This is a genomic window from Moorena bouillonii PNG (genome assembly GCF_001942495.1).
Classification (GTDB): domain Bacteria; phylum Cyanobacteriota; class Cyanobacteriia; order Cyanobacteriales; family Coleofasciculaceae; genus Moorena; species Moorena bouillonii.
This window is the reverse complement of the sequence record NZ_MKZS01000001.1, coordinates 4,591,849-4,602,907: the sequence shown is the minus strand read 5'-3', so window position 1 is coordinate 4,602,907 and position 11,059 is coordinate 4,591,849. Positions and strand designations below refer to the sequence as shown.

Below are 11,059 nucleotides of genomic sequence, written 5' to 3'. Positions count from 1 at the left end.
ACATTTTGCAAACCTCAAAGCCTTACGATGTAAGGGTTACAGAGATTTGTAGTAGGAAATTAATTTTGTTTAGGTGCTTATAAATGAGATAAAAAAGAAGATGACAGGTAAGCATTCAGCAACGAAAGGGCTATGGACGACCAACAGATACTCCAAGTGTTTATGCTCGAATACGAAAAATTGAAAGAAGAGCAAGCCCAGCGTATTGGCTTCCGAGACCAGATGATTTATATAACCCTAGGGATCTTTGGTGGTATTCTCTCCTTCGCCCTCTCCAATAAGACTAATTCCTATGCCCTTCTAGTTATTCCTTGGGTTTGTCTAATTCTAGGATGGACTTACTTAGTCAATGATGAAAAGATTTCCGCCATTGGCAAGTATATTCGCTTTACTCTAACTGAAAAAATCAAAGCCCACACCGGCCATACCGATCTTGAGTCTATCTTTGGCTGGGAAATTGCTCATAGAAGCGATCGACGCCGAAAAAGACGAAAACTAGAGCAATTAATTATTGACGAAATTACCTTTGTTTGTTCAGGTTTACTCGCCTTATTTACCTTCTGGTTTTCCGGAACTACTCTCCCCTGGATAGTTCATTTTATCTGCGCTATTGAGCTTATCCTATTGCTAATCTTAGGCATAGAAATTATAATTTATGCTGACTTAGCTAAAGGTCGATAGGGGGTCGGGAATCGGGAGTCGGGAGTCGAGAGTCGGGAGTGTGGGAATTTCCTGTAGGGTGGGCAGTGCATCAGACAGATCCCAAACCTTGCCATCGGGTTGCTAGGAACTGCCCACCATAGGATTAATCATAATGGTGCCACAGATGTAGGGTGGGCAGTGCATCAGACAGATCCCAAACCTTGCCATCCGGTTGCTAGGAACTGCCCACCATAGGATTAATCATAATGGTGCCACAGCTCAGTTAAAGGAGATTTATAACCCAGATTTACTAATCAAAAAAAAGTAGATACTGCATCAATACAATCTCTACCGAATCTGATAGTATTGGCCACAAATTAAGGCAAAATGCAATAGGCAAAATGCAATATAAAAGAGGGTTTTAAGGTAATCATATCCCCCCCTTATTAAGGCTTCCCTACTCATATCCCCCCCCTTATTAAGGCTTCCCTACTCATATCCCCCCCTTATTAAGGCTTCCCTAATCATATCCCCCCCTTATTAAGGCTTCCCTACTCATATCCCCCCCTTATTAAGGGGGGTTAGGGGGGATCTCTACTCCCAACTCCCTAAACACTCAATGAAGGTTGATTCTTGACATTTTCCACTAAATTGTCAGCAATCCCAGTCTCAGGAAATGCGCGCTTAATCACATAGGATTCTAACAGTGTGCGCAGCCAACTTGGACACCAGCGACGCCGACAGAACTCCAATAACTTTCTCTCGAAACTCCCCTCTTGAGTTGACCACTTAGCTGGGAGTTGACGATTCTCAATCACCCACTTCCAAATCGACCACATTGAAGGATCATCTTTAGCCAAATTCCACTTTTTGACTTGACGAGAGAACACATCTCGTACAGATTGTTCATTCCATTTAAATACATAAAATGGCACATCATCCTGGTCAAACCGAGTGATCTGTCGAGGATTGAGGAAAGTGATTCTAGAGTTTGGTTCCAAGAAAATTGTCTCCCCTAAATCCGTTGCCTGCATACATAAATCCGTATGACTCGCCAAGCTATCAAAGACTTCATCCAGTTCAATAGACTTGATCAGAGAATGACGAGCTAGGATACAATGAAACTCAATAGAATCTACTGGGGTACGATGTAAATCCTGCTCAACATCCCGTAATTTAGTAGCGTAGAGCAACTGCTTTTGCTCAAACCACTTTTTACCATGCTTTCTTTGGTGAAACTTGGTTTTAATCCCAGCAACATGTACCTCAATATCAGGAGACCCTGGTTGCCCTTGTAAAATTAGGGGAGCAACGATACCAGCTTGCTCTTCTTCAGCACACTCAACCAAACCTTTTAACCAACCAGGCTCTACAATCACATCATTGTCAATAAAAACAATGTAATCCGCATCCTTAACAAACGGTAGAGCTATGTTACGAGCAACATTGGATCTCAAATAGCGTCCGCGATGGATCAAACTCATGAATTCGTGTTTATCTGCCTGCTGTTGCAGATACTCATGCACTGGGGATGGACCGTTGCCATCTACATAGATTAGCTCAAACGGATAAGAGGAATAATCAGCAATAATACTGTCTAGGGAAGGCTTTGTTAAACTAAACCGCTCCCTCTGAGTCACGATTAATGTTACCTTAGATAAACCCATAAGCTGATAGATTAACCACGTTATGATTTGCTTCAAGTCTATCAGTTACAAATAAAAAAAGCCCACTACTTTAGTATTACTAAATCAATAAATTCTGGATAATTATCGCGGTTCTTAAGCAATCCTGAATCCCCATCTCCCCATCTCCCCATCTCCCCACACCTCCCACACTTCCCTCTCTTTCCCTACTCCCTACAACCTCTGACTCCCCATCTCCCCATCTCCCCATCTCCCCATCTCCCCACACCTCCCACACCTCCCTCTCTTTCCCGACTCCCGACTCCCGACTCCCGACTCCCTACTCCCGACTCCCTACTCCACTAGTAACTTTATGGTTCTTTGCTGGGGTTTGATCCACAGGGGTATCTACCGCTGAATACCCCCTGCCACTATCCACAGGAACAGGGGGTTGTAGCTGCTTGATATCGTTGATAACTGCTCCCAACAGTACCTCGTTTTCATCTAACTCTTCGATCACCTGAGATAAAATACTTCCCTGGGTATAGCCTGGTCGAGTCACCAACACAATCCCATCAGTAAATGGTTGTAGTAATAGGGCATCATTACAACGAGACAGACTAGGCGAATCAACTACAACAAAATCAAAGCGACCACGAGCATCTTCCAGCAAATGCTTCATTTCACTCGATTCTAGGATCCCCGCAGCTTTGCGCAGGGGACCGAGACTAGGGAGAATCGAGAGATTTTCAAAATCTTGGGCTAAATGAATACATTCACTCTTAGAGCCATAGAAGCGCAAAGGTTCCAGTGGCGCGTCCATCAGGTGAATCACGTCTTGAGATTGAGCTACAGAATGCGATCGCAAATCCCCTTCTACCAACAGAGTACGCATACCGGCCTGGGCAGATGCGATCGCTAAATTGTAAGCCACGATCGTCTTTCCTTCATTCGCTGCTGTACTAGTCACCAACACCACTTTTACCGCAGGTTCCTCCCGCAGACGAAGATTAGTGCGAAACCGTTCGTAGAACTCTAACTCCAAAGCCTCTGGTCGGGTTATTATAGCAACTTCACCCCGGTAGGACTTGAGACCGATTGTCGGTAAATCCCCCAGTAATGGCACACCATTGTCCCGAAGTATGGGCTTAACATCCTCTGGCGTGTATAAGGTATTATCCAGGGTTGATAGCAGCAGAATCACACCAGCACCCACTACAATACCGATTACACCACCTATTGCCAAGGTAACGATCGGATTACTTGCTGTCTGGGTCATTATTGCTTTCGGTTCTGCAATTCCAGCGATCGCAAGACTACTCTCAGTCTCCGCCTCAGCTATTTTGGTATCTGCTAATGCCGCCTGCAACCGATTGTAAAATTCCTGCTTAAAAGTAACTTGCTGAGCCAGTCGCCCTCGCTCTAGCTGCTTATTGGGCAGCTGCTGATATTGCTGTCTTAGTTCCTGTTCCGTTCTTTGGGTAGCTGCCAACTGCCGTTGAAGTGCTTCCCGCTGGGTTTGCAGAGCTACCAGCTGATTAGCCAGTGCCTGCCGTGCCGGGTCCAGGGTACTGTCTTGGCGGATTTGACTGGGCAATGGAGAGGTAAACCCATTACCACCGAGAACTTCAGCCGCACGTGCCTGAAGTAAGGTCTCATAAGTCTGTTGCTGTTTGCGCAACTCAATCATAGTTGGATGTTGCGGACGCAACTGCCCCTTGAGCAGTTCCATCTGTGTCTCAGTATCCAGAATCTGAGCTCGCAGACTAGCGATGATCGGGTCAGCACTGAGGGCAGAAGACGTGTAGGCTTGGTCAGGGGTCAAACCTAGCCGTTCAATTAGGCTAGAATATTGAGCCTCAACCCCCTCTAGCTGTATCTCGAGATTACGTTGTTGCTGTTGGCTACCAGTTATCCCACCCACTAAGGTGCCATCTTGAGCAGCAAATAAAGCTGGTCCCTGTAGGCGGTCATACTGTTCCAGTTTTTGTTCCGCTTCCCTTAGTTCTTGCTCCGCCTGAGGCAAACGTTTTTCTATCGTTTCAATAATCCGTCTTAGTTGTGCTGTGTTGATAAAACGGCTCTGCTCCACCATTTTCTCCATCAGCATTGCAACGATGGTTGCAGAAATTTCCTTATTCTTATCCGTATAGATTACCGAAATAAACTGTGGTCCTTCTGATTTTGGCAATTTCACCTGTGTATTTTTAACAATGTCTTTCGAGCTGACTTGCATCCCAGCTGCTACTTCCTTAACCACATTGTCTGCCAGCAGCGTTTCCGGTGTCGCCCTTTGTTTACCTTGTTCTGAAATCTGTATCCCTGTCTGGGAAAATACCTTCACAGGAGTGGTATATATCAAGCGACCTTCAGCTCGGTAAATCGGAGCTGGCGTTGGCTGTATAGCCACAATCCCGGATATGCCGGTAATCAGGAAAAACGTGGCAAAGCCAATTAACTTATGCTGATTGAGAGCAATCAGGTAACGTGTGACAAAAGGGGGAGTCATAAGTAATTTTCGCTATTGTTAAGGCAGCAGTAAGCTTACCCCCGGCTGAAGCACGGGGGCTTTCGCCCAGACTTCAGAACGTTGGTTTTCAGTAGCCCTAGCATACTTGACGCGCCTAGACTCCAAATTAATCGAATCCAAGGGTCAACCGCCGAACCTCCAGGCTGGCTTACTCTACGAATGGGAGGGATTGCTCGCATTCGTAGCTTCTACAACCGAGTCAATTCTCGGACAGCCCCAATACTTCGTTTTGCGCATCACTCGCCGACACTGACTTACTGGCCTAGCCGTTACTCTGAAGTTAAGAGTGCCTTTGCCTATTTCAGTCTTCTTTAATTATAGTTGACGGCTAAAAGCGCGCTATTACGCTTCCTCCCCGCTTTAAAAAGACGGGGATTCCGCGTTTTTTGATTTTTGTGATCGAAAAATCCTGTAGCCTATTTCTATTTTTACCGCTTAGTCAACAGGGACTCGGAGCACCAGTTACAAACCGAGACAGGTAGTGGAGTTTTCTGTCCATTCATTAAGGTATCCGGAGATTTTTGTGCTGTCGATGGAAAAGCTAACCCCCTAGGGCAGAGCTTCCATCGATTTCTGCTCCCGTCATACCCTTAGCTGATCAAAACAGGTCTGGTATTTCCTCAAAAAACCTCCGGAATCCCAGAAAATCGTTGAAGGGTCGAGTCACTATACTCAGAGCAGCAGAAATCTTAGCAATAAGACTTCGACCAACCACGATCACATCTTCATCTTGAAGTGGCACATTTTGGGAAACATCACCCTTTAGTAGCTTTTCCCCGTCTAGCTTTTGAGTAACTGCTTTGCCCTGTTCTGGATCAAAACGAATTAAGGCAATGCTATCCAAATCAGCATTATCTGGGTTAGGAGAAATTGCTGTTAAGGCATCAATAAACGTACTACCATTAGCTAATGTCAAGTTACCAATTGTGCCATTAGGATAGCTCAACACTCGAACGCTGATTTGTTGTTGAGCTAGGTTAGAACGAGCTACCAGCTGCCGATCATAATCGGTAGTATTACCCACCTCCAACTTTCGCACAATAATAGCATCCCCATCCCGGAGGTTCAATTCCGATGGAGTTGTCCCATTTTGCAGCGGTGTCAGCAAATCAATTTCTCGCTCAATGATGGAATTATTCACCACCGACTTACGACGAATCAAAATAGTCCGCAAATCAGCAATCGTAGTCGTACCACCCGCAGCAGTAAGGGCTTGATTCGGTTGAGTTCCTGGTGGCAGGGGGTAATAGCCTGGTCGAAACACCTCACCACTCACCGTAATCTGAACCTGTGGTGTACTCAGTAGGCTCACAACTACTTCAGGATCAATCACAAATTCATTTAAGACATTTTGAATTACATCTTGAGCCGCCTCTAGAGTAAGTCCCACCACTCGTAGCTTACCGAACAGCGGTACCACAATATTTCCGTCAGAATCAATAGCACTTTGAAAAGCCAGATTCGGAAAATTTGTCACACTCACTGCGATTACATCTTCTCGCCCTAGGTAGTGGAGATTAAATTCATCAGATGGACTCACCTGTGACAGAGTCTCTGGGTAGCCCAAAGGAGGTAACATTTCCTCCAACTGTTCTAATCGATTCTCCTCTGAGACCGGTTCAGGGTTGCTCAACGGTGGTGGAGGTGGCAACGTTTCCGTTACCTCTATGGTCTCAGGGGTTGCCTCAGGGGTTGCCTCAGGGGTTACCTCAGGGGTTGTCTCAGGGGTTGTCTCAGGCGTGGTTTCAGAGGTTTCCAGTTCAGTCCTTTCCCTTTCCCCTGATTCAACAGTTTCCCTTGTTTCCCGTTCCATGGAACTAAACGTAGGCAACTGAGCGCGATCGCTAATCCCATCGCCAAGATTTTGCACCGATGTCGGTAAATTTCCGACAAGCTTAGCCAAACCAGGGCTGACCCAAACTCCAGAACTAACCAGCCATAATAATACGGTACCCCCAAATAAAGATAAATTCAGAACTTGGTTACCAAACCTGTGGGTGTCAGTTGTCATTTTCCAATGGTCACTTATCATCTCAAGTCTGAAATCTCAAGTCTGAAGTGGGAAGTAGAAAGTCTGAAGAGGTAAGTCTGAAGAGGCAACTCTGACGTTTAACTTCTAGTTGTCGATAAACGTTTTAGTCAACCCTAAGTGTTCCAGCAATAAACCCATTTCACCCTTGATCCTTGATTCCTCATCCTTGAGCCTTCATCCTTCATGCTTGAGCCTTCATCTTTGAGCCTTGATCCTTAATACTTTCAATACTACTAGCTTGCTCCGCAAAAGGATCGCTCATCAAAGCAGTTTGAACCATTTTACTGAGAGATTCGGCTATTGGCCTAAAATTTTCAAGATCACCCAAAGGTTCTATGGGAATTTGGATATTCACCGCAACCCAAGGCACCCGTTTCCGGTGTAACTGAGCCAATTGATCAGCCCAGAACCAACGGCTAGGAGCAGGATTACCACCCTCTGGCCAGGCATACCATTGTACTATAGCGAAGGTTTGCCGCTGATTCCACCCACGAAAGAAACGGGCGTTAACCACACTTTTGGGGTAGCTTTTGGGCTGGGTTGTGATGGTCGGATCAGCCTCGGTCTTCTCCTCAACATCAGATCCGTTGACCACAAACTTGATTTGACTATAAGAATCCGTCTTCCATTGTCCCAATCGTTGTCTCATAAATCCGCTAAGATCTTCCCATTCTACCTGTGGCTGGGATTTAGGACCATTTTGGGGAAGCAAAAATAACCACACTGGTTTTTGCTGATCCTGCTCTATGAACTGCAAAGACCATTTATGGCCGCCAATCCTTATGGTTTGTTGCTCAACAGTTTGCCAGTCAGATAGTTCTATTCCCGTCTTGCGGATAACTTTTATCTGTTGGAGGTTAGTCACTGGTGGCAGTTTTGCCCAAGGCCAGTTTCCTGTCAAGTAACCTGGTACTGCTCCGATTATTACCAAGACTAACAGCAACACCAGTAAGACTCCCCTGGAGATTTGCCAGGGCTTAATTAACTTAATTAAACTTACTGATTTCATGATTCTCTAGCCTTTATCGGATTTCTGAGGTACACATATTTTTTTCCCTATTCTTTGTTCCCTATTCCCTGTTCCCTAAAATACCAAAATTGTGTACCTCACCCAATTAAAAACTATAATGTTTAATCTTGATGGTTAGCCAACGGAGTCAAGTTGGGGTCTGAAGGGAAGTATTTTTCAATCAACTTCATTAATAGAACCAGCATCACTAACATCATCGCTGAATACAGGTCGCCGCCCCAGCTTTCATGCAGCCAATGAAATGCCTTATCTTGCCCACTGCCATGGAAAAACGTAAGCACACTATTGCGGACAATATTAGCACTAACACTGATAACCAGCGCACCGGATAACAGCCAAATAGTCTTTAGACGTGACTCAATAGCACCGCTCCAGTAAAGCAACATCAAACTCACATACAGGCAAGTAAATAACATCTTAAGACCAGCACAGTGGGGCGCTACCTCCACAATTCGGTCACTTACGAACAAGTTAATCCCTTCGAGTCTGACATTCATCCCAAACTGAGTCAGAATAAAGGCAGCCATGGCAGCAATAAAGCGTTGTAGGGGCAAGATATAAGGTTCAATCAAATAGGGAACTGCTGTTGGAGTTGCCAAAGCCACTAGCAGCAAAGGAAAACTTTGTAGCTTAAAGCCACCAATCCCTTTTAACCATAGGCTCATACCAGCTAAAACCATTGGAAACGATAAATTTACCAGTTCTGATTGACCGCTAAGATAGCTTACTGCTCCAATCATCAGTAACACTACACCAAAGGGATGCGCTGTATCAGTAAGATTATGCCACCGTCGTCGGTTCGTCCACACAATATTGGCAGCAAACGGTAGCCCAATCAAACCATGGCTAAAGTATTCATGGGTAATGCTGATACTTTTATTCAGCCAGCCATCATACCAATGCATCAGCACAGGACCATAAATAATGACTAGCAAAGCGATGATCAAACCGTCCAGTAGATAGCGATCAATGGCAATAGGAATTTTGCGTCCAATTTGCATAGTTTAATGATTAATAACTAATGGCTCAAGGATGCCTAATAAATTAGCTAACCCATCAACAACCTGCTCAATCTGCTCCTTGCTCAAGTTGGGATAAATTGGTAGAGATAAAATCTCATTGCACAGAGCTTCGGCATGGGGAAAGTCACCGGCTTGATATCCCAAGTACTTGTAAGCTGGCTGGAGATGGCAAGGGATTGGATAATGAATACCGGTTTGAATTCCCACTGAGGCCAGAGCATCCTGGATGCTCTCTCGGTTAAAGGGACATTGTTTACCCACCCGAATCACATAAAGGTGGTAGACATGACCTGGCCCGCTGTGGTTTTCTATGGGCACAATCCCCTGACCTTCCAAAGCCTTGAGTAGATTGTCGTACTGCGCAGCTGCCCAGTAGCGTGACTGGTTCCACCCAGTCAAATAAGGCAGTTTGACATTGAGGATAGCAGCTTGTAACGTGTCTAAACGGCTATTTTTGCCGATGTCGGTATGAAAATATTTGCGAGGTGCTCCGTAATTGCGAAGCGATCGCACTTTTTCTGCCACCGTAGCATCATTAGTGATTACCATGCCACCGTTACCAAAGGCACCCAAGTTTTTACTCGGGTAGAAACTAAATGCTGCCGCCTTGCCCACAGAACCAGCATAATAATCCTCTCGCTTTGCTAAGTGAGCTTGTGCTGCATCTTCAAAAATTAGTAAGTTGTGGGCATCAGCAAATGCCATTAACTCACTCGGAGATACCATCTGACCGTAAAGGTGCACAGGGACAATTGCCTTGGTTTTGGCTGTAATTGCTTGTTTGGCACTATTGAGATCAATTAGGGCAGTACGGGGGTTACAATCCACCAAAATTGGCGTAGCACCAGCAGCTATGATCCCCATCACTGTAGCGATAAAGGTGTTAGCAGGACAAATCACTTCATCCCCAGCACTAATGCCACAGGCTTGTAATCCGAGTGCGATCGCATCGGTCCCAGATCCCACTCCGATACCGTATTCGACACCACAAGCAGCCGCAAATGCTGTCTCAAAATTGATCAAGGCTTTACCGAGAACAAAATCTCCCTGCTGCACTACAGCTTGAATTGCCTGCTCTAGCTCGGTTTGAATAGGTCCGTGTTGTTGAGCTAGTGAAACGAAGGGAACTTTGACCGGAACTTGGTAACTCATCTATTTTGTATAGGAATTGATAGTACACTGTATGGGTATTAACAGCACAGATTCACATCATTATTCTCTTCTTGAATGTATGTTGAATCTACATGAGTTAACACGCTATAACTGTCAAGATTTGGTAAAGTTTGAGCCACTGGTAGGAGTGAGGAATTGGGGCTTTGACCATAGCAGAAGTTCACTGACTCTCGGAAAATGGTATATATAGCGCTACGCTTAGCGTCAGAAGTCAGAAGTCAGAAGTCAGAAGTAAGCGATTACTTACGTTTCGGAGTTTAGGAATGTCAAACATCTGAATGCGTAGTGCTATAAATAAAGCGATCAGCCAATCAGGTCTAAGCTTAAGAGTTTTGTTTGTCCGCCATTGTCCCATCCCCGGTTTACCCATCCCTACCGTTCTTGATTACAATTACAGCGTTCCCAAAACCATCGCGGCATCACACATCATCACCAAAAACCATCAAACATCTTACCCAAAAGTGGGCTTTTCCTTTACTTTAGGGGTAATTGGGTAAGATTTTAGGGTTCTGAATTCCTCTGGTTTACCAAACTTAGTACTGAAGGAATGCTGAGTACGGAGTGTGGTGAGTATCCCCTGCGGTAACGTTGGACTAAGCACCGTGCTGTTGCGATCGCTTATTTTTGTAAGCCTTACTGGGTCTTATCTCCCCCTTTTCTTTACCATTTATTCACAAATTTCTTCACAAAGTCTTTACTGATTTTTTATTTTGGGCTAACCACTTAAGTCAAGATAGTTAGGAGAGCCCTTTCCTTGATAGCCTGATTCCAAATCCAGGTTTATAACCCCCTGTCAGCCATGCAAAGCGCGAGTGGGGGTTTCCATGCCAGTTGCTCATGGGGGTTCCCCCCAAGACCGCATTGGCTCCCCAAGACCACGCTGCATCGCTTTGCTGAAGTTTGGAGGTAATTCGGCAACACTGTTAATTTTCAAACACCGTTAGAGCAGGGCAAAAGCATTCAAAGAATCCGTGCTCATTTTTTCCTCAACAGCTTATAAAGTCT

The 11,059-nt window shown here is 45.2% G+C and carries 9 protein-coding genes; 1 reads left to right on the top strand and 8 read right to left on the bottom strand.

Annotated elements, in window-relative coordinates; translation table 11 throughout:
• The first annotated feature begins 132 nt into the window (after nucleotides 1-132).
• Entirely contained in the window at nucleotides 133-681 is a 549-nt protein-coding gene (locus tag BJP37_RS18655) for a hypothetical protein (protein ID WP_075900966.1), read from the top strand.
• 569 nt (nucleotides 682-1,250) lie between these two features.
• On the opposite strand, the gene BJP37_RS18650 is transcribed toward BJP37_RS18655, so the two are convergent.
• The 8 genes from BJP37_RS18650 to BJP37_RS39515 all read right to left on the bottom strand — a co-directional run bounded on the left by BJP37_RS18650 (nucleotide 1,251) and on the right by BJP37_RS39515 (nucleotide 10,424).
• A complete protein-coding gene (locus tag BJP37_RS18650) occupies nucleotides 1,251-2,282 on the bottom strand; it encodes a glycosyltransferase family 2 protein (protein WP_158069658.1) in 1,032 nt (343 codons plus the stop codon).
• Nucleotides 2,283-2,388: 106 nt separating this feature from the next.
• Entirely contained in the window at nucleotides 2,389-2,538 is a 150-nt protein-coding gene (locus tag BJP37_RS39520; RefSeq protein WP_158069657.1) for a hypothetical protein, read from the bottom strand.
• 69 nt (nucleotides 2,539-2,607) lie between these two features.
• Complete coding sequence (locus BJP37_RS18645; RefSeq protein ID WP_075900962.1) at nucleotides 2,608-4,776, bottom strand: GumC family protein; 2,169 nt, start codon at nucleotides 4,774-4,776, stop codon at nucleotides 2,608-2,610.
• Nucleotides 4,777-5,395: 619 nt separating this feature from the next.
• Complete coding sequence (locus tag BJP37_RS18640) at nucleotides 5,396-6,808, bottom strand: polysaccharide biosynthesis/export family protein (RefSeq protein ID WP_075900960.1); 1,413 nt, start codon at nucleotides 6,806-6,808, stop codon at nucleotides 5,396-5,398.
• A 202-nt stretch (nucleotides 6,809-7,010) separates the two neighbouring features.
• Entirely contained in the window at nucleotides 7,011-7,838 is an 828-nt protein-coding gene (locus BJP37_RS18635) for a cyanoexosortase B system-associated protein (protein WP_075900958.1), read from the bottom strand.
• 122 nt (nucleotides 7,839-7,960) lie between these two features.
• Entirely contained in the window at nucleotides 7,961-8,860 is a 900-nt protein-coding gene (crtB, locus tag BJP37_RS18630) for a cyanoexosortase B (protein WP_075900956.1), read from the bottom strand.
• Nucleotides 8,861-8,863: 3 nt separating this feature from the next.
• Nucleotides 8,864-10,033 (bottom strand): DegT/DnrJ/EryC1/StrS family aminotransferase, encoded by a 1,170-nt coding sequence (locus tag BJP37_RS18625; RefSeq protein WP_075900954.1) that lies wholly within the window; start codon nucleotides 10,031-10,033, stop codon nucleotides 8,864-8,866.
• Between the two features lie 232 nt (nucleotides 10,034-10,265).
• Complete coding sequence (locus tag BJP37_RS39515; RefSeq protein ID WP_158069656.1) at nucleotides 10,266-10,424, bottom strand: hypothetical protein; 159 nt, start codon at nucleotides 10,422-10,424, stop codon at nucleotides 10,266-10,268.
• Between the last annotated feature and the right edge of the window lie 635 nt (nucleotides 10,425-11,059).

Excerpts from the sequence above, each read along its gene's own strand:
- BJP37_RS18645 (WP_075900962.1), bottom strand. The coding sequence starts at position 4,776 with ATGACTCCCCCTTTTGTCACACGTTACCTGATTGCTCTCAATCAGCAT.
- BJP37_RS18655 (WP_075900966.1), top strand. The coding sequence starts at position 133 with ATGGACGACCAACAGATACTCCAAGTGTTTATGCTCGAATACGAAAAA.
- BJP37_RS39515 (WP_158069656.1), bottom strand. The coding sequence starts at position 10,424 with ATGGGTAAACCGGGGATGGGACAATGGCGGACAAACAAAACTCTTAAG.
- BJP37_RS18635 (WP_075900958.1), bottom strand. The coding sequence starts at position 7,838 with ATGAAATCAGTAAGTTTAATTAAGTTAATTAAGCCCTGGCAAATCTCC.
- BJP37_RS18625 (WP_075900954.1), bottom strand. The coding sequence starts at position 10,033 with ATGAGTTACCAAGTTCCGGTCAAAGTTCCCTTCGTTTCACTAGCTCAA.
- crtB (WP_075900956.1), bottom strand. The coding sequence starts at position 8,860 with ATGCAAATTGGACGCAAAATTCCTATTGCCATTGATCGCTATCTACTG.
- BJP37_RS18640 (WP_075900960.1), bottom strand. The coding sequence starts at position 6,808 with ATGACAACTGACACCCACAGGTTTGGTAACCAAGTTCTGAATTTATCT.
- BJP37_RS39520 (WP_158069657.1), bottom strand. The coding sequence starts at position 2,538 with ATGGGGAGATGGGGAGATGGGGAGTCAGAGGTTGTAGGGAGTAGGGAA.